This window comes from Pseudomonas sp. SLBN-26 (assembly GCF_006715895.1).
GTDB classification, from domain to species: Bacteria; Pseudomonadota; Gammaproteobacteria; order Pseudomonadales; family Pseudomonadaceae; genus Metapseudomonas; species Metapseudomonas otitidis.
In genome coordinates this window covers 980,692-999,354 of record NZ_VFOB01000001.1, presented here as the reverse complement: position 1 = coordinate 999,354, position 18,663 = coordinate 980,692, and the positions used below count along the sequence as shown (strand labels likewise).

15 protein-coding genes are annotated in these 18,663 nt (G+C 69.0%); 1 reads left to right on the top strand and 14 read right to left on the bottom strand.

The annotated features are described in order from the left end of the window. Nucleotides 1-180: 180 nt before the first annotated feature. The 4 genes from FBY21_RS04575 to FBY21_RS04560 are packed head-to-tail and all read right to left on the bottom strand — an operon-like array spanning nt 181 to nt 4,387. Complete coding sequence (locus FBY21_RS04575) at nt 181-1,305, bottom strand: agmatine/peptidylarginine deiminase (protein WP_142008979.1); 1,125 nt, start codon at nt 1,303-1,305, stop codon at nt 181-183. A 25-nt stretch (nt 1,306-1,330) separates the two neighbouring features. Then, entirely contained in the window at nt 1,331-2,422 is a 1,092-nt protein-coding gene (locus tag FBY21_RS04570; protein WP_142008977.1) for an extracellular solute-binding protein, read from the bottom strand. After that, nucleotides 2,419-3,333 (bottom strand): N-carbamoylputrescine amidase, encoded by a 915-nt coding sequence (gene aguB, locus FBY21_RS04565; RefSeq protein ID WP_142008975.1) that lies wholly within the window; start codon nt 3,331-3,333, stop codon nt 2,419-2,421. Before aguB ends, FBY21_RS04570 begins: the two co-directional genes overlap by 4 nt. A 4-nt stretch (nt 3,334-3,337) precedes the next feature. Beyond that, nucleotides 3,338-4,387, bottom strand: coding sequence for an agmatine/peptidylarginine deiminase (locus FBY21_RS04560; RefSeq protein WP_142008972.1), 1,050 nt, complete (start codon nt 4,385-4,387; stop codon nt 3,338-3,340). A gap of 134 nt (nt 4,388-4,521) precedes the next feature. Here FBY21_RS04560 and FBY21_RS04555 point away from each other — a divergent pair, with 134 nt between their 5' ends. After that, nucleotides 4,522-5,397: a LysR substrate-binding domain-containing protein gene (locus FBY21_RS04555; RefSeq protein WP_142008970.1), complete on the top strand. Its 876-nt coding sequence runs from the start codon at nt 4,522-4,524 to the stop codon at nt 5,395-5,397. A 49-nt stretch (nt 5,398-5,446) separates the two neighbouring features. On the opposite strand, the gene FBY21_RS04550 is transcribed toward FBY21_RS04555, so the two are convergent. From FBY21_RS04550 to mhpT, 10 genes are all read right to left on the bottom strand, one after another. Further along, nucleotides 5,447-6,127 carry a DUF3313 domain-containing protein gene (locus FBY21_RS04550; protein WP_142008969.1) on the bottom strand — a complete coding sequence of 227 codons (681 nt, stop codon included), beginning with the start codon at nt 6,125-6,127 and terminating at the stop codon, nt 5,447-5,449. A 115-nt stretch (nt 6,128-6,242) separates the two neighbouring features. Beyond that, complete coding sequence (locus FBY21_RS04545) at nt 6,243-6,896, bottom strand: TetR/AcrR family transcriptional regulator (protein ID WP_074971761.1); 654 nt, start codon at nt 6,894-6,896, stop codon at nt 6,243-6,245. A gap of 25 nt (nt 6,897-6,921) precedes the next feature. Beyond that, a complete protein-coding gene (locus FBY21_RS04540) occupies nt 6,922-7,704 on the bottom strand; it encodes a hypothetical protein (RefSeq protein ID WP_142008966.1) in 783 nt (260 codons plus the stop codon). A gap of 17 nt (nt 7,705-7,721) precedes the next feature. Further along, on the bottom strand, nt 7,722-9,509 hold the full coding sequence (locus FBY21_RS04535) for a sulfatase-like hydrolase/transferase (protein WP_222119513.1): 1,788 nt from the start codon (nt 9,507-9,509) through the stop codon (nt 7,722-7,724). A gap of 379 nt (nt 9,510-9,888) precedes the next feature. Continuing rightward, nucleotides 9,889-11,598, bottom strand: coding sequence for an acyl-CoA dehydrogenase (locus FBY21_RS04530; RefSeq protein WP_142008964.1), 1,710 nt, complete (start codon nt 11,596-11,598; stop codon nt 9,889-9,891). 11 nt (nt 11,599-11,609) lie between these two features. Then, nucleotides 11,610-12,842 carry a thiolase family protein gene (locus tag FBY21_RS04525; protein ID WP_142008961.1) on the bottom strand — a complete coding sequence of 411 codons (1,233 nt, stop codon included), beginning with the start codon at nt 12,840-12,842 and terminating at the stop codon, nt 11,610-11,612. Next, entirely contained in the window at nt 12,839-14,650 is a 1,812-nt protein-coding gene (locus FBY21_RS04520) for a feruloyl-CoA synthase (RefSeq protein ID WP_174244751.1), read from the bottom strand. The genes FBY21_RS04525 and FBY21_RS04520 overlap by 4 nt, the downstream gene beginning before the upstream one ends. A 136-nt stretch (nt 14,651-14,786) precedes the next feature. Continuing rightward, nucleotides 14,787-16,229 (bottom strand): aldehyde dehydrogenase, encoded by a 1,443-nt coding sequence (locus FBY21_RS04515; RefSeq protein ID WP_142008957.1) that lies wholly within the window; start codon nt 16,227-16,229, stop codon nt 14,787-14,789. Nucleotides 16,230-16,304: 75 nt separating this feature from the next. Next, entirely contained in the window at nt 16,305-17,135 is an 831-nt protein-coding gene (locus tag FBY21_RS04510; protein ID WP_074971767.1) for a p-hydroxycinnamoyl CoA hydratase/lyase, read from the bottom strand. A 161-nt stretch (nt 17,136-17,296) separates the two neighbouring features. Continuing rightward, the gene (gene mhpT / locus FBY21_RS04505) at nt 17,297-18,499 is read right to left on the bottom strand and encodes a 3-(3-hydroxy-phenyl)propionate transporter MhpT (protein WP_142008956.1); all 1,203 of its coding nucleotides are present in this window, start codon (nt 18,497-18,499) and stop codon (nt 17,297-17,299) included. Nucleotides 18,500-18,663 lie beyond the last annotated feature (164 nt).

Genomic DNA, 18,663 nt, shown 5'->3' with positions numbered 1-18,663 from the left:
ACCCGGCGCGCACGGGCTCCCCGCCCCGCAACCTTGTGCACACCCACCGTTCAGAAAACCACCAGCCCGGCACAGGCCCCGCCTGCCGGGCGCCGAGGTCGTCGGTCAACCGCTTATCCACAGAGTCATCCACCGTTTCTGTGGGTAGCACCCGGCCATCACGCCGGGTTGCACCTGCCCTCAGACCTGCGGCAGGTGCTTGGTCACGCAGTGGATGCCGCCGCCCCCGGCGGCGATCGGGTCGATGTTCAGCTGCTCCACCACCCGCCCCGGGTAGAGCCGGGTCAGCAGCGACTTGCAGTAGGCGTCCGCCGCCGCATCGCCGAACTGCGGGGCGATCACCGCGCCGTTGAGCAGCAGGAAGTTGATGTAGCCGGGGGCGAAGTCCGGGTTGCCCTGGGTGTACACATTGCTGCGCACCTTCAGCGGCGGCGGCAGCGTGTGCACCACCAGGCGACGGCCATCGGCGTCGGTGGCCGCCTTGAGGATCTCCAGGTGGCGGCGGGTCACCGCGTAGTCGTAGGACTTCGGGTCGTTGTCCAGGTTGGCGATGACCACGCCCGGCTCCACGAAGCGCGCGTAGAAGTCCACGTGGGCGTCGGTGATGTCCTTGTCCTTGATGCCGGGCAGCCAGATGATCTTGCGCAGCCCGAGGTTGGCCTTCAGCTCCGCTTCGATCTGTGCCTTGCCCAGCCCCGGGTTGCGGTTGCCGTTGATCCAGCAGCTCTCGGTGAGGATCGCCGTGCCGGCGCCGTCCACTTCGATACCGCCGCCCTCGCCCACCAGCGCGCTGCGCAGGTAGTTGGCTTCCATCTCCTCGCTGAGAAGGTCGGCGACGCGGGTGTCGTTGCCGGCTGCCTGCTTGCGCCCCCAGCCGTTGAAGTTGAAGTCCACCAGTCCCAGGCCGCCAGCGCCGTCCGTCACGAAGCAGCCGCCGTAGTCGCGCACCCACACGTCATCCAGCGCCACCGGCAGGTACTCGACGTTGACCGTGCCGCAGGCACTGCGCGCCTGGGCCAGTTGGCCGGGGCGGTGCAGCACGGTGACCGGCTGGTACTTGGCAATGGTGCGGGCCAGCTTGCCCAGGGTGGCGTTCACCGCGCCGGCCCAGTCCTCCCAGATGGCGGAGGATGCGGCGTAGGCGATGATCACCCGCTCCTGGCGGTGGTGCTCGCCGGGCATGTACCAGCTGGCGGCCAGCGCCGCCGGCACCCGCGCCGCGCCGAACCCCAGGCCCAGGGTGGCCGTGGCGCCGAGCCCGCTGACCACCATCATGTGTTTCATGAAATCGCGTCGTGTCGTCATTGCACGTGCTCCGTTCAACGGGCGGTCACTGGGACCGGGCGGTCTTGAAGGTGGTCCAGGCACGCATCCGCGCGCGCATGTCCCGCTGGGGGATGTCCTTGCCGGGAATCAGCCGCTGGTAGGTGGCCGCGTCGACGTAGATGTCCGGGTTGTTGCGCATGTCCTCGGCCACCAGGGGCCGCGCCGCCGCGCTGGAGGTCGGGTAGCCGGTGGCGTTGCTGATGGCTGCCATGCGCTCGGGGCGCATGAGGAAGTTGATCAGCGCGTAGGCGTACTCCGGGTGCACGGCGTCGGCGGGAATGGCCATGGTGTCCATCCACACCGTGGTGCCTTCGCGGGGCACCCGGTACTGGAAGCGCACGGCCTTGCCGGCTTCGTCGGCGCTGCGCTGGGCCTGGGTCATGTCGCCGCTGTAGCCGAGGGACAGGCAGATGTCGCCGTTGACCAGCTGGGTGACCGGCTGCGACTGGAACTTGCGGATGTAGGGCTTGATGCTCTTGAGCAGCGTCACGGCCTCGGCCAGGTCCTCCGGCCGGGCGCTGCGCGGGTCATGCCCCAGGTAGTTGAGCACCACCGCCAGCACCTCGTCGGGGGAGTCGATGAGGGAGATGCCGCAATCGGCGAAGCGCGCGGCCAGCTCGGGCTTGAACAGCATGTCCAGGCTGTTGACCGGCGCACCGGGCAGGCGCGCATCGATCTGCGCCTGGTTGTAGGTGAGGCCGATGGTGCCCCAGGTGTAGGGCACGGTGGCGTGGCGCGAGTACGGGTAGCGGGTCTGCAATGTCTTCAGGCCGGGCTCGATCTCGTCCAGGTGCTCCAGCCTGGCCGGGTCCAGCGGCTGCAGCGCACCGGCACGCATCAGCCGCTCGGCCACGGTGTCGCCGGGGAAGATCAGGTCGTAGCCGCTGTGGCCGGACATCATCTTGGCTTCCAGCGTCTCGCTGCTGTCCATCACGTCGTAGATGACGCGGATGCCGGTCTCGCGGGTGAAGGCCTCCAGGGTGTCGGGGGCGAAGTAGTCCGCCCAGTTGTAGAGGCGCAGCAGCTTCTCCTCGGCGTGCGCGCTGCCCAGGCCGAGCCCGAGGGCCAGGACCAGCAGGGATCTGCCCATGTTCATCGGCCGGCCTCCGTGGGGTGCCAGTGGCAGTGGCTGTGACGCCCGTCCAGGCCCAGCAGCGGGCGGTACATCTCCGGCCGGCGGTCGCGGTAGACGCCCCAGGTGAGGCGCTCCTCGGCCATGGCCGGGAGGTCCAGCGCCTGCACCCACACGCCTTCGGATTCACGGTCCGCCTCGGCCAGCAGGCGGCCCTTGTGGTCGGTGATGAAGGACGAGCCGTAGAACCGCATGCGCAGGTCGGCGTCGCTGCCGGCCACTTCCTCGCCGACGCGGTTGGCGGCGATCACCGGGAGGATGTTGGCGGCCGCGTGGCCACGCTGGGTCAGTTGCCAGTGGTCGCGGGAGTCCAGCCCGGCCGCCCCCGGCTCGGAGCCGATGGCCGTGGGGAACAGCAGCACCTCGGCGCCCATCAGCGCCAGGCAGCGCGCGGTCTCGGGGAACCACTGGTCCCAGCAGATGCCGGTGCCGATGCGCCCATGGGCGGTATCCCAGACGCGGAAGCCGGTGTCGCCGGGGCTGAAGTACTCCTTCTCCTGGTAGCCGATGGCGTTGGGGATATGGGTCTTGCGGTAGACGCCCAGCAGGCGGCCGTCGGCATCGGCCACGCTGAGGGTGTTGAAGTAGGCGTTGCCGGCCCGCTCGAACCAGCTCAGCGGCAGCACCACGCCCAGCTCCCGGGCAAGGTCGGCGAAGCGCGCGAGGATCGGGCTGCGTCCGTATTCCTGGGCCAGGGCCAGGTGGCGGTGGTCCTGCTCGATGCAGAAGTACGGGGTGGCGAACAGCTCCTGCAGCAGGATCAGCCGGGCGCCCTGGGCGGCCGCTTCGCGCACCAGCGCTTCGGCCCGGTCCAGGTTGCGCGCCAGGTCCCAGCTGCAGGCGAACTGGGTGGTGGCGACGGTGAGAAGGCTCATCGGCTCAACCCTCCAGCGGCCAGGCCGGCTGCTGCTGGGTGATGCAGTGCACCCCGCCGCCGCCATGGGCCAGGTGGTTGATGCGCACCGGCACCACTTCGCGGCCGGGGAACGCCAGGCGCAGCGTGGCAGCCGCTTCGTCGTCCGCAGCAATGCCGTAGGCCGGCATGATGATGGCGCCGTTGGCGATGTAGAAGTTGGTGTAGGAGGCGCAGAACACCTCGGCCTCGGTGTCCACCGCGTCGGTGGCCTCGAAAAGCTCCAGCATCTCGAAACGACGGCCCCGGGCATCGGTGGCCAGCTCCAGCGCACGGCGGTTCTCCCGCACCACGTCGGCGTACACCGAGCCGCTGTCGCGGGTGGCGTCCACCAGCAGCGCGCCGGGCCGGGCGAAGGCGCAGACGCCGTCCACGTGGCCGTCGGTCATGTCGCCGGTGACGTGGTCCGGGTCGCCCGGCAGCCAGATGGTCTTGCGCACCCCCAGCAGGCGGGCGAACAGCGCCTCCATCTCGGCCTTGCTCACGCCGGGGTTGCGGTTGGCGTTGAGCAGCACCGACTCGGTGGTGATCAGCGTGCCCTGCCCGTCCACATGGATCGCGCCGCCCTCGTTCACCAGCGGCGCATGGAGGCAGTCCAGGCCCAGGTCCGCCAGGATGCGCGCCCCCAGGGTGGCGTCCAGGCCATGGGCCGACTTGCCGCCCCAGGCATTGAAGCGCCAGCTGACGCCGGCGGCGCCCAGGCGCGGGTGCAGCACGAAGCTCGGGCCGGAATCGCGGCACCAGCTGTCGTCGATAGCCATCACCACCAGCTCCACATTCGGCCCGCACAAGGCCCGCGCCCGCTCCACGACGGACGGGTCCACCACCAGCTTCACCGGTTCGAAGCGGGCAATGGCGTTGGCCACCCGGGCGAAGTCGCCCTGGACGTCCGCCAGGGTCACGCCCCAGCCGTGCTCCCAGAGCGCCTGGTTGTGGGGAAACGCCATCCAGGTGGCGGCGTGGGGCGCCCATTCCGCCGGCATGAACCAGCCGTCGCGTGCATCGTCGATTTGCATACAAAGTGCCTTCAGTTAAAGATTTGTTATCACTGAAAACCGTGGCCGCGGTGATGGGCTGCATGCTAGGCCCGATGATTCGGGCCAACAAACGATGCTTTTTCCGTATTTCTGATTAGACAGGCTTATCAATCATGCTCAAGCACTGGCCTCCCCTGAACGCCCTGCGGGGTTTCGAAGCCGCCGCACGGCTGGGCAGCTTCCACAAGGCGGCGGATGAGTTGCACCTGACCCAGTCGGCCATCAGCCAGCAGATCCGCAGCCTGGAAAGCTACCTGGAGCAGCCGCTGTTCTTCCGCAACGGGCGCAGCGTGGCCCTCACCGACGCCGGCCTGGACCTGCTCAGCACCACCCAGTCGATGCTTCAGCAACTGGCCGTGGGCATCCGCCGACTGGACCAGTACCGCAAGCCCAACCAGCTGGTGGTGAACACCACGCCGGCCTTCGCCCGCCATTGGCTGGTACCGAACCTGGCGGACTTCCACCGGCACCACCCCGAGGTGGACCTCTGGCTGCTGACCACCGACGAAACCCCGGACATGGCCACCCAGACCATCGACATCGCCGTGCGCGACGACCTCAGCGCCCAGGCTGAATGCAGCTTCCGCGTACTGCTGGAAGACCGCTTGCAGCCGGCCTGCCACCCCGAACTGCTGGCCACGCCCGCAGCCGCACGCACCACCCTGCACGGCGAACGGGAAATGGATTGGAGTCACTGGCAGGTACAAGGCGGTGAGGACGTGGGGCAACAGAGCCAGGGCCTGAACTTCTCCGACCCCGGCCTGCTGCTGGACGCGGCCAGCCAGGGCCTGGGCATTGCCCTGGTGAGCCGGCTGCTGTCGGCCCGGGTGCGCGAACAGGGCCTGCTGGTGGCGCTGTCGGCGCGTGAGGTCCGCGGCCCGAACTGGAGCTGGCTGGTGCACCGCGACAGCGAGGGCGATGCCCTCACCCGCAGCTTCTGCGACTGGCTGCTGGCCCGCCTGGAGGCAGCGGCCGGCGTCGCGGATTGAGGTATCGAGCAGCCTGCCGGCCCCGCTGGGAAACCGGCAGGCAGGCGGCTTACGGCGCGGTCTTGGCCGTCTGGAACTGCAGGGCGTCGCGGGTGAGCTGGTCGATCACCGGGGCCAGGTCGGCGGCGGTGACCTTCTGCCGGTCGTTGCTCAGGGTCTTGCCGAAGCCCTTGCGCACCACCCGCAGCACTGACTTGCCGGTGGTGTTCTCCACCAGCTCGCCTTCCAGGTACAGCTCGGTGTTCTGGTCGCGCTCGCCGGTGGCGGCCATGGCGCCGCCCAGCACCAGGGCGATCGGCAGCACCTCGTAGGGGCGCAGGCCCTGGTTCGCGGCGGCGACGCCGGTGATGGCGCCACGGAACACCAGGGTGCGCGGGCCGGCCTGCTCGGGGCGGACCAGGCGCAGGCGCTGCCCCAGGACGGCGGCCATCTGCTGGTTGGCACGGGCCAGCACGGCATCCAGGGTGGCCTGGTCGATGCGGGCATCGGGCTTGGGTTGCGGGTAGAAGCCCAGCGGTTGCAGCACCAGGCTGTCGTAGCGGGACAGGTCGAAGCCGGGGTCCACCCAGCGCATCACCGGCACACCGGAGGCGGAGCGGGTCGGCTCAAGGCCTTCGTAGCTGGAGAGGAAGCCGGAATACTGGTCCTGGCTCACGGTCTTGCTGGTGCAGCCACCGAGGGCGACACCCACGGCGAGGACAACGGGGAGCAGCGTGCGGATCGGGTTCATGCGGGTGTTCCTCCAGGGGTGAAATCATCGTTCTCGGGGCGTACGGATGCCGGCACCCTTGCCATGGCCGGGCCCCAAATCGTTGAAACCTGCGTCAAGAACAGCCGGGAACCGGCTACAGCTCCCGGAAAATCGAATCCGCTGCGGGCTCGGGCTCACCGAAGTCGATCCCACTGGCCTGTTCGGCCAGCTGCGGCTCCAGCCCCAGCGCCAGGAGAATGCTTCTGGCCAGCGCCCGGATGTAGGCCTCGTCGATCTCCCGCTGCAGCAACGTGCCAAAGGTGCAGAGCACCGGACCGAGCACCAGGTCGATCGCCAGCGACGTCTCCTGCACCGTGAACAACCCCTGCTCGCGACCGCTGAGCACTTCGCGCCCGATCACCGCCATGGCACTGCCACCGGCGAACACCGCCTGGGCACCACCCTTGGCGAGGAACGCGGCAATGACCGGGTAGCGCCGCGCCAGCTTCACGCACAAGGTCACGCCACAGGCCACGCGCACAGCCGGGTTGTCGTGGCGGAGCACGATCGGGTCGACCGAGCCGATGATCTCCACGCTCACCTCTGCCGCCACCGCCAGGAACAGCTCCCGCTCCGAGCGGAAGTGGTTGTAGAAAGTGCCTCTCGACAGCTCCGCCTGGCGGATCACCAGGTCGATGATCGGCTCGTCGATGCCCCGCTCCGCCAGCAGGCGGAACGCCGTGATGACCAACTTGCGACGGGTACGCTGGCGGCGCTCGGCGCCCACCTTGGTGCGGTGATCAGGCACGTGCCACCTGATGCATCAAAGCCTCCTAGAAGTGATAGGACATCCCGAGGTAGGGGCCCTCGTTCTCCATGTCGTAGACGAAATCGCCCTTGTCGTAGTCGACCTTCATGTAGCGGAACCCCATTTCCGCCTCGAACTGGTCGCTCAGCATCCAGGACAGCCCCAGCGATGCCTGGGTGGTGAGGTCCGCCCCGAGCCCGAACCCGCCGACATCGCCACTGGCCACCACCGCCACCTCGCGGGTGAGCGGAACGCGCCCGCGCAGACCGATGAAGGGCTCGACCCAGTCGACGCTCTGGGTGTGGTCCAGCTCGGCCGTGGCACCGAAGACCGAGGCATCCAGGTCGAGGGACGCCTTGATGCGGTTGTAGCGAATGCCGACGAAGCCGTCCGAAACGACTGGCGAGTCTAGCCATCTGTAGGCCAGCGCACTAGAGAGCATCAGCTGGCTGGTGGTCATGTCGGCATCCACCCTGGCGCGCCCGCCGGGTGAGGCGACGCCCACCGAGTCGGAGGTCTTCATGTACAGGCTGTCGACGAGGATGCCCCAGCGCCCCTTCTGGAACTCCATGGCCCCCATGAAGCCGGCATCCAGGGTGTTGAGAATGTCGGAGAAGCTCATGTCCACCTGGGCCTCGGGCAGGTCGCGGATCCGGGTGCTGCCGTGCATGCGGGTGGCCCAGAGATAGGGGTTGATCTTCACCGCCCAGGCATCGGGATCGGCGCGGTCGGCCGCCTGGGTGGGAACGCTGGTGATCGCGCCACCCAGCAGCAGGGTGGCGAGGGCGAAAACATGGCGTGCGTCCATCTGCAGGCTCCTGGCGGTCAGAGGTCGATGCTGGAGATGGCCCAGTCGATGCCCTTGAAGTCGGGCATCTCGCGGCCGTCGTCGGCGCCGAATTCGGCCGCCATCACGGTGTTGAGCTTGGCGTTGAGCGACATCAGCAGTGCGCTGTCCGCCGAGGCGGCGAGGTTGGTCTTCTCCAGCGGGTCGGCTGCGAGGTCGAACAGCTCCAGCTCGTTCCACCGCCGCAGGGCCTCCAGGGTGGTGGGCGTGTTGCGCTCCACCGGCGCGAAGTAGCGGGTGAACTTGTGGCGCCCGTCGAACACCGTGCGCAGGCTGCCGCGCTTCTTCATGTCGGGGCGGTAGCCGGCCTCCTGCATCGCCACGTTGGGCGGCACGCCCCGTGTACGGCCCTCGGAGACGATGCGGATCAGCTCGCTGTCGTTGGTGGCGATGCCGCTGTAGGTGAAGAGGATTTGTTCACGCACGGTGTGCAGCCCGCTCGCCTGGACGTTGTTCAGCGCGCGGGAAATGTCGCGCCCCGGCAGGTCGCGACCGGCGACGTCGGCCACCTTGCCCGCCTCGACCCCACACAGTGAGAGCACTGAAGGCACCAGGTCGAGGTGGCTGGTCAGCGACAGGCAGCGCTGCCCGCCCCGCACATCCGGGTGGCGGACGATCATCGGGACGTGGACGGACTCCTCGTAGGCGAACGGGCCCTTGCCACGCAGGCCGTGGGCGCCGCCCATTTCGCCGTGGTCGGAGGTGAAGATGACGAGGGTGTTCTGGTCCAGGCCCAACTGGTCCAGCTCGTCGAGCAGCCGGTTGAGCTGACTGTCCACCGACACCAGGGAGTTGTAGTAGAAGTCGTTGAAGCGCCGCCAGCGGGCGTCCTCGTTGGGGATGTGGCCCAGGGTGTAGCCCCAGGCGCGGTCGAACTCGCCATGGGCCTTGGGCCGGCCGGCCTCGGTCAGGCTCTGGTAGCGGGTAGCGGCCAGCGGCAGGGACCAGCGCTTCTCGTATGCCGGGTGCTTCGGGGCGCGGGCCGCCGGCATCAACAGCTTGCCGTTGTCCTGCACCTGCTCGGCGCCGTGGTCGGTGTTGAAGTACATGATGTCGTGGGGGTTGACCAGGCTGACGAACAGCGACCAGGGCTTGCCCTCGTCGGCCAGCGCCTTGCCGGTGCCACGCAACCAGGAGATGGCGCTGCCGGCGATCATGTGGTCGTTCTGGTAGCCGCCCAGGGTGTGGGTCAGCACGTCGCCGGGCCAGGCGTAGTCGGAGAAGCCGTAGGCATCCATCTCGGGGGTGAACAGGCGCTCCGGGGTCTCCGGGTCGAAGGCGGAATTGAGGTGCCACTTGCCTTTGTAGGCCGTGTAGTAGCCGTGCTTGCGCAGCATGTGGCCGATGGTCGGGATGTCGGTGGAGAGCGACTTCACGTAGGGCATGTCGACGTTCTCGAACATGCCGTTGTCGGCGGTCTGCAGGCCGGTCATCAGCACCGCGCGCGAGCTGGTGCACATCACCGCCGAGCTGTAGTGGTTGTGGAAGGTGGTGCCGCTGCCCATCAGACGCTGATGGCCGCTGAGGGCCAGGTCTTCATGCAGCGTGCGGGAGAAGCGCTCCTGGTCGGTGAAGATGAACAGCACGTTCGGGCTACCGGCACGCTTGCCCACCGCTGCCGCCTTCGCGCCAGGCGCTGGGGTGCTGGCGGCCTGTGCCGCGTTGGGCAGCACCGAGGCTGCCAGGGTCACCCCCGCCATGCCCAGGAACAGCCGCCTGGAAACTCCCCCCTCCTCCTGCTCCTCGTCTTGCTTGTCGATCGCCACGATTCTTCTCCCAGCCAACTGGTTAATGTCCGACGTCGATTTACGCGCCGAACTGTACGAATTGTCATTTTGGAGTTTTAGTTCACTTCAAGAATCGAGCAATCCCTCCTGGCCCTCGTCATACGGTTGTTTGACGCTTTTCCAAGACATCGGAAAGCAGGTGCCAAGTCCGCGTTCTGATTGAAAAAAGTGTAGGAAGCCCTCTGCCAACTGGTAGCACCTTGATGGCGAAAGCCAAGACAATCGGTAGTAAATAGGAGATGAACGGTAGGAACTTTCTCAACGCACAGCAGGCGAGCCATTGCTCGCCGGGGCATGCACACGTTGCCGCTGATCGTCACCTGAAGCGAAGCCCCAGCCCGAAGGCCAGGGCGCGCGATCAAGCGAGGGCCAGGCGCAACCGGTACTGCGCCTCGGGGAACAGGCGACGGAAGAAGAAGCGCGCGGTGGCTTCCCGCGCCGTCCCGAGGCTGCGCTCGCGGCTGACCCGTGCGGCACGCAGCCAGGCATGGCCCAGCAGCAGCAAGGCGGTCACCTGCAGCAGGTCGGTGGCGGCCTCGTAGGGGCGTTGCGGCTCACTCGCCTGGGCCTCGCGCAACGTGGCCAGCGCGGCCTGCCAATCGGCCATCAGTTGCGCCACCGCCATCCCTTCATCGTGCAGGGCGGTGCCTTCGGCCCGCTGGCACTCTGCGCGGATGCAGGCCACCAGCACAGCCAGGCCTGGCGCATCGTCCGGCAGCAGCTTGCGCAGCAGCAGGTCGTTGGCCTGGATCTCGTTGGTGCCCTCGTAGATCAGCGCGATGCGACTGTCCCGTAGGGTCTGCTCGATGGGGTATTCGGTGCAGTAGCCGTAGCCGCCGAACACTTGCAGCGCCTGGCTGGCGAGCTGGAAGCCCTGCTCGGTGAACCAGGCCTTGACCACCGGCGTCAGCAGGGATGCCAGGGCGTGGGCCTCCGCCCGGCGGGAGGCCTCCGGCGCCTGCTCGGCGATGTCCAGCAGGTGCGCGGCCCAGTAGCCCAGCATGCGCATGCCCTGGCTGTGCGCTTCCAGGGTCCGGAGGATGCGCTGCATGGCCGGGTGTGCGGCAATCGGATCGGCCTCGCCGCTGGCTCCGGGCGGGCGCGGCACCGCGCGCATCTGCCGGCGCTCGGCGGCATAGGCGCCGGCCTGCTGGCGGGCGAACTCGGCATGCCCGAGCCCCTGCAACCCCACGTGCAACCGCGCGCCATTCATCATCACGAACATCGCCGCCAGCCCCTGGTTCGGCTCGCCCAGCAACCACCCCCGGGCACCGTCGAAACGCAGGCTGCAGGTGGCACTGCCACGGATGCCGAGCTTGTGTTCGAGGCCATCGCAGCACACGCCATTGGCCTGCCCGTCCAGCTCCCGGGGCACCAGGAACAGCGAGATGCCGCGGGTGCCGACGGGCGCATCGGGCAGGCGCGCCAGCACCAGGTGGAGGATGGCGTCGCCCAGGTCGTGATCGCCCCCGGAAATGAACAGCTTGCTGCCATGCAGGCGGTAGCTGCCCGCCTCCGCCGGTTCGGCACGGCACCGCAGCAGCCCCACGTCGCTGCCGGCCTGGGGCTCGGTGAGGCACATGGTGGGCACGCAACGGCCGCTCACCAGGGTCGGCAGCCAGGCAGCCTGGAGTTCCGCGCTGGCGAAGCGCCGCAGCACTTCGTAGGCGCCGTGGGCGATGCCCGGGTACATGGCCCAGGCATGGTTGGTGGCGTAGAGCATCTCCAGCAGACCGACGTTGAGCAGCTGCGGCAGGCCCTGCCCGCCCCATTCCGGGTCGCAGGCGAGCGATGGCCAGCCGCCCTCGACGAAGGCGCGGTAGGCGTCGGCGAAGCCGTCCGGGGTGAGCACCCGGCCGTTCTCCAGCCGGCATCCCTGACGATCCCCGGGGGTGTTCAGCGGTGCCAGGCGGTCCTCGGCGAAGCGCGCGGCCTGCTCCAGCACCTGGGCGGCCAGGGCATGGTCCAGCTCGGCGAAGGCCGGCAGCCGTGCCCAGTCCTGTTCGGCGTCCAGCCAATGTTCGATGACGAACTGCATGTCATCCAGCGGGGCACGGTAGTGCGTCATGGGCGAATCCTTCAGCGAGGGGCGGGGTTTTCCAGCAGCAGGGCCATACCCTGTCCGCCGCCGATGCAGGCGGCGGCAATGCCGTAGCGGGTGCCGCGCACGGCCAGTTGGCGGGCGACGCTGTGGGCCAGGCGCAGGCCGGTGGCGGCCAGGGGGTGCCCCAGGGCGATGGCGCCGCCGTGGCGGTTGAGGCGCTCCGGGTCCAGCTCCAGCTCGCGCTGCACGGCCAGCACCTGGGCGCCCTGGGCTTCGTTGATCTCCAGGCTGTCGATGGCGTCCAGCGTCAGGCCGGCCCCCTCCAGCAGCAGGCGGATGGCCGGCGCGGGGCCGATGCCCATGATCTCCGGCGGCACCCCGATCACGGCGCTGGCCCGCAGCAATGCCAATGGCGCCTTGGCACCCCGGGCGTCACCCACCAGCATGGCGGCGGCACCGTCCACCAGGGCACAGCTGTTGCCGGCGGTCTGTACCGATCCGGGGCTGACCGGAGAGAGGGCTGCAAGGGCGTCCAGGCTGGTCTCGCGGGGGTGGCTGTCATGACTGAGCCGGGTGACCTTGCGCGGCAGGTCCAGGGCGCGGGATTGATAGCCCGGCAGCTCGAATCGGGCACGCTCGACGGGGGCGATCTCGGCGTCGAACCAGCCGCTTGCCTGGGCCGCCAGGGCCTTGCGGAAGCTGCCGAGGGCGAAGGCGTCCACCTCTTCGCGGCGCAGGCCGTAGCGCTGGGCGAGGTTCTGCGCGGTGTCGATCATGGTCTGGCCGATGGCCGGGTCCAGCAGCGCTTCCCAGAGGAAATCCCTGAAGCCCACCGGTGCGCCGAGGCGGAAGCCGCCCCGGTGCTCGTAGCTGGCAATGGGGTTGCGCGACATGGACTCGGTGGCCACGCACAGCGCCAGGCGTGCGCTGTCGCGCTCCAGCTGGTTGCCGGCCTGGCGCAGCAGCTCCAGGCCGGTCCCGCAGATCCGCTGCACCGCCAGGGCCGGCACCTCCAACGGCACGCCGGCATAAAGCCCGATGTGCCGGGGCAGCATGTAGGCGTCGAAGCTGGCCTGGGCCATGCTGCCGGCCAGCACGCTGTCCACCTGCCCGCCCGCCACGCCGGCCCGCGCCAATACGGCACGGGCGACGTGGATGCCGAGGTCGATGGGCGAAACCTGGGCCAGCGGCCCGCAGTAGTCGACCCAGGGCGTGCGGGCGCCGGCCAGCAGCGCCACTTCGCGGAACAGCTCGAACTGGCCTTTCATGCGCCCGCCTCCGCCAGCACGCAGTGGCGCGCCGGATCGTCGTAGAGCCGGTCGATCAGCTCGGCGCGGCGGCCGAGCACGGCCCGCTGGTTGAGCGAGCCCTTGTCGGTGATCTCCCCGGCATCCAGGCTCGGCGGCTCCACCATCGGGCAGGCCCAGGCGATGTGCGACGCCAGGCCGGTGGCCTCGCGGTTGAGGGCGGCCAGCAAGCCGGCCAGCCAGGCTTTCAGCGCGGGCGCGGCCAGCACCGCCTCGACGCCGGCCTCGGGCCCGAGCCCGGCCAGTTCGCGGCAGGCCGGCAGGTTGGGGAACACCAGCAGGCCGATGCGCTGGCGGTCCGGCCCGGTGACCACCACGTCCTGCACGTACGGCGAGCCCTGGAGGATGACGCGGGTGCGCAGCGGCCCGACGCTGACGAAGACGCCGGTGCTGAGCTTGAAGTCCTCGGCGATGCGGCCATCGAACATCAGCCCCCACTCCGGTCGCTCGGCGTCGGCGAAGCGCAGGGCATCGCCGGAGCGGTAGAAGCCCTCCTCGTCGAAGGCCTCTTGGTTCAGCTCGTCCTGGCGCCAGTAGCCGGGCATCACGTGGGGGCCACGGAAGCGCGCCTCCAGCTTGCCGTCCACCGGCGCCAGCTTCACTTCACAGCCCGGCGCCGGCAGGCCGACGTAGCCGGCCAGGGACAGCGGCCCGGTAGTGAAGGTGCAGGACGGCGCGGTCTCGGTCATGCCCAGGCCGGCCATCATGCGGATGCGCTCGCCGCAGTGCTGCTCGGCAATGCGGTCCAGGCGGTTCCACACCGGCTGGCTGAGGCCGGCACCAGCGAAGAAGAACAGCGTGATGCGGGCGAAGAAGCGCTCGCGCAGCTCGGCGTCCCGCTCCAGGGCCTCCACCAGCTCTTCCCAGCCCTTGGGCACGGTGAGGTAGGCGGTGGGGGAGATTTCCCGCAGGTTGCGCAGGGTCTCGCCGAACAGCTGGGGCGTCGGGCGGCCGTCGTCCAGGTACAGGCTGCCGCCGTTGTAGAGGACGATGCCGACGTTGTGGCTGCCGCCGAAGGTGTGGTTCCACGGCAGCCAGTCCACCAGCACCGGCGGTGCCTCGCCGAACACCGGGAAGGTCTGCAGCAGCATCTGCTGGTTGGCGCAGAGCATGCGCTGGGTGGTGACCACGGCCTTGGGCAGCTTGGTGGAGCCGCTGGTGAAGAGGAACTTGGCGATGGTGTCGGGCCCGGTGCGGGCGAAGGCGGCATCGGCAGCCGTCGGGTCGCGGGGGGCCAGCAACGCATCGAAGCGCTGCTGCGGGCGCCCCGCCACGTCGCCCTGCACCAGCAGCAGGGGCACCTCGGCCGGTATCACCGCCTCGATGGCGCGGGCGAAGGCGTCGCCATCCGCCGCCATCACCAGGCCGGGCTGCAGCAGGTCGACAATGTGCTGCAGCTTGGCGAAATCACGGGCCACCAGCGAATAGGCCGGCGACACCGGGCAGTACGGCACGCCGATGTAGTAGGCCGCCAGGGCCAGCTGCAGGTGCTCCAGGTCGTTGCCGGAGAGGATCACCAGCGGCCGCGCCGGGCTCAGCCCGTAGTCCAGCAGGTGGGCGGCGATGCGGCGGATGCGCCCGAGCATGTCGCGGTAGCTGATGGCCTGCCAGGCGCCCTGGGCGTCGCGGCGGGCCACGAAGGTCTGCTCGCCGCGCACTTCGGCCCAGTGCAGCAGGCGGTCCAGCAGGCGCCCGGGAAGCGGCTGCAGCACTTCGCGGGGGTTGAGGTAGAGGTTGCCGGCGCGCGCCTCGATGCGCACGTCGGGCATGCCCAGGGACACCGGCCGGTAGCGGGCGGCGGGCTGGACGGAGGATTCATTGTTCACTGTTATCACCTCCGACCGCGCCCGGACGGCGGGCGCGGTGCGATACCGGGCAGGGCCCGGCGTATTCAGTTCGTGCCGCTCAGATGGGGTAGTGACGCGGGCCGTTCTGCACCGTCACCCAGCGCAACTGGGTGAACTGCTCGATGCTCGCGCTGGAACCGAAGCTGCCGTAGCCGCTGGACTTCACCCCGCCGAAGGGCATGGGCGCCTCGTCATGCACGGTCGGGCCGTTGATGTGGCAGATGCCCGACTCCACGCGCTGGGCCAGCGCCAGGGCACGGGACACATCGCGGCTGAAGATCGCCGCCGACAGGCCGAACTCCGAGTCATTGGCCAGGCGCAGCAGCTCCTCGTCACCCTGCCCGCGCAGGATCACCGCCACCGGGCCGAAGGATTCCTCGCGGTACAGGCGCATGGCCGGGGTGACCCGGTCCAGCAGCACCGGCTGCATCACGCTGCCGCTGCATTCGCCACCGGCCAGCAGGACCGCACCCTTGTCGAGGGCGTCCTGCACCAGGGCCATGATGCGTGCGCCCGCCTGAGCGTCGATCAGCGAGCCGAGCACCGCCTCGCCGGGCAAGCCGGCCTTGAGGGTGCCGACCTTGCTCGCCAGGCGCGCGGCGAAGTCGTCGGCAATGCGCGCGTCCACCAACAGCCGCTCGGTGGACATGCAGATCTGCCCCTGGTTGAAGTAGGCGCCGAAGGCCGAGGCGGCCACGGCCTGGTCCAGGTCCGCGTCGTCCAGCACCAGCAGCGGTGCCTTGCCGCCCAGCTCCAGCACCGCCGGCTTGAGGTGGCGCGCGGCGAGCTGGCCGATGATGCGGCCGACATGGGTGGAGCCGGTGAAGTTGACGCGGCGCACCGCCGGGTTGGCCACCAGCCGCTCGACGATGGCGGCAGCGTCCGCCGGGGCATTGCTGATGACGTTGACCACGCCATCGCCCAGGCCTGCCTGCTGCAGCACCTCGCCGATCAGCGCGTGCACCGCCGGGCTGTTCTCCGAGGCCTTGAGCACCACGGTGTTGCCACAGGCCAGGGGCATGGCCAGGGCACGGGTGGCGAGGATGATCGGCGCATTCCAGGGCGCGATACCCAGCACCACGCCGCAGGGTTGGCGCAGGGCCATGGCGAAGCTGCCCGGTACGTCGGAGGGGATCACTTCGCCCTTGATCTGGGTGGTCATACCGGCGGCATCGCGCAGCATGTTGGCGGCCAGCTTCACGTTGAAGCCGTACCAGTCGGCGGTGGCGCCGGTTTCCACGGCCATCGCCATGAAGCGCTCGCGGCTGGCCTCCAGCAGGCGGGCCGCCTCCAGCAGGCGCGCCCGGCGCTCGGCGGGACCGAGGGCGGCCCAGGCCGGGAAGGCGGCCTGGGCGGCGGCCACGGCGGCATCGGCGTCTTCCAGGGTGGCGGCGGCCACGCGGCTGACGACTTCACCGGTGAAGGGGCTGTGGCGCTCGAACACCGCGCCGGTGGCGGCAGGACGGGTACGGCCGGCGATCAGCAAAGGCACGTCGAACATGATCTGCTCCTGTTGTGATTGTTCTGCGGGGACGGTGCCTGGCGAACCAGGCGAGCGCCCCCGGAGCGCGCGCTGTCAGCGCTTGTAGGCTTGCAGGCCGGGCTTGATGCTCTTGTCGTCGAGGAACTGCTTCATGCCCTGCTCGCGGCCGCCTTCCTTGTCCAGCAGGCGGGACTGGTCGAGCTTGGCGTAGAGGTAGTCCTCGTTCTGCTCCCAGGTCAGCTCGCGGCAACGCTTGAAGCCATTCTTCGCGGCACGCATCACCACCGGGTTCTTGTCCAGCAGGTTGCGCGCCAGCTCGATGGTGGTCTCGCGCAGCTGGGCCAGCGGCACGCTCTCGTTCACCAGGCCCATCTCGGCGGCCTTGCGGCCATCGAAGGTCTTGCCGGTCATGATGTAGTACAGCGACTGGCGGTGGCCCACGGTATCGGCCATGGCCTTGCTCACCAGGTTGCCCGGGGGGATGCCCCAGTTGATCTCCGACAGACCGAAGGTCGCCTCGTCGGCGCAGATGGCCAGATCGCAGGCCACCAGTGGGCTGAAGCCACCACCGAAGCACCAGCCGTTGACCATGGCGATGGTGGGCTTGGCGTACATGCGCAGCAGCTTCCACTGCCATTGCGAGGCTTCGCGGCGGATCTTCTCCTGGAGGATCTCGGGGCCGGCGTCCACTTCGCGGAAGTATTCCTTCAGGTCCATGCCGGCCGTCCAGGACTCGCCCGCGCCGGTCAGCACCAGCACGCCCACGTCCGGGTCCTGCTCCAGGGTTTCGAGCACATCGACCATCTCGCGGTTCAGCGTCGGGCTCATCGCGTTGCGCTTCTCGGGGCGGTTGAGGGTCACCCAGCCGATGCCCTCCTCCACGTCGACTTTCACGGTCTGCCAGCGGTTCTCGTAGTTGCTCATGTCGCGTACCTGCTCTTGTTTTGGAATGGCCTCAAGGTATGTCGGCCATTTAGTTATGTCAATTAACAATTAATTCGCGCTGTGCGATCAGCGAACCAGAGCGGGTCGGCACCCGGCCACTGATTAGCCTGCGTAACCAAACCAGCCCTGAGCACACGACTTCAGGCCGAAGCCAGCGGCCTTCCGGCACGGCTGCCAAGGGCCACCACCACCAGCGCCGCCACCAGCAGGCCGGGCGCTGCGGCCATCAGTACGCCGGCCGTGCCGGCGCCGGCGGCGAGGATCTGCCCGGCGGCCAGGGGCCCGCTGACCGAGCCCAGCCGGCCGACGGCCACTGCAGCCCCGACCCCAGTGGCCCGGACCCGGGTCGGGTAGTAGGCCGGCGCCAGGGCGTAGAGCACCAGCTGCGCAGCCATCACGAAGACACCTGCGGCGAAGCCTGCCGCCGCCATGCTCGCGACGCTGCCGGAGAAGCCGATGCCGGCCAGGGCCAGCAACAGGCCGGTGTAGATGGACAGCACCACCGGCGTGCGGCGGAAGCGGTCCAGCAGCACGCCGCCCATCAGCGAGCCCAGGGCCCCGCCGACGTTGAAGACCATCTGCACCATGCCCGCCTGGGGCTTGCTGAAGCCAAGCTCCAGCAGCAGCGAAGGCAGCCAGTTGAGCAGCATGTACATCACCGTGAGGGTGAAGAAGTAGCTGACCCAGAGGGACAGGGTGATGCGCGTGCGACCGTCGCCGCAGAGCGCTTCGACGGTGGACGGCCGCACCGCGCCGCCCTGGTCGCGCTGGTGATGGAAGGCCGCGGACTCGGGCAGCATCAGCAGCATCAGCGGGGCGATGACCAGGGGCGCGACGCCCCCGACGATGAACACCCACTGCCAGGCTTCGCCGGCCAGCATGCCCACCAGGGCCGCAACCGCCCCGCCCAGGGGTACGCCGCAGTACATGATGCTGATGGCGGTGCTGCGCTGGCGCTCCTCCACGGCTTCGGCGCACAGCGCGATCAGGTTCGGCAGCGCCGCGCCCAGGCCCAGCCCGGTCAGGAAGCGCGCCGCCAGGAGCCCGGCCAGGCTGCCGGCGTAGGCGGTCCACAGGGAGAAGATGCCGAACAGCACCACCGCCGCCACCAGCACCTTCTTGCGGCCGATGCGGTCGGCGATGCAGCCGCCGAGGAAGGCCCCGGGCAGCAGGCCGATGATGCTGGCGCTGAACATCCAGCCCATCATCTTCGGGTCCAGGTTGAAGGCGGCGCGGATGCCGGCAGCGGCGATGCCGGCGGATTGCAGGTCAAGCCCCTCGATCAGGGCGACGATGAAGCACAGCAGGATGGTCAGCCGCGAGCGGCCGGTAGTGGCGTGCATGGAAGGCCTCGCTTTTATTGTTCTTGTGAAGGGACGACAGGCCGTCGTCCGGCTTCAGAAGATTAACAAACAAAACTAAAAAAACAGCCCCCAGCCTCCGCCTGCCACTGGCAACGGATCTTCCTTCTGTGACAAGGACTTGGCGTCCTGCCACCACGAATCAG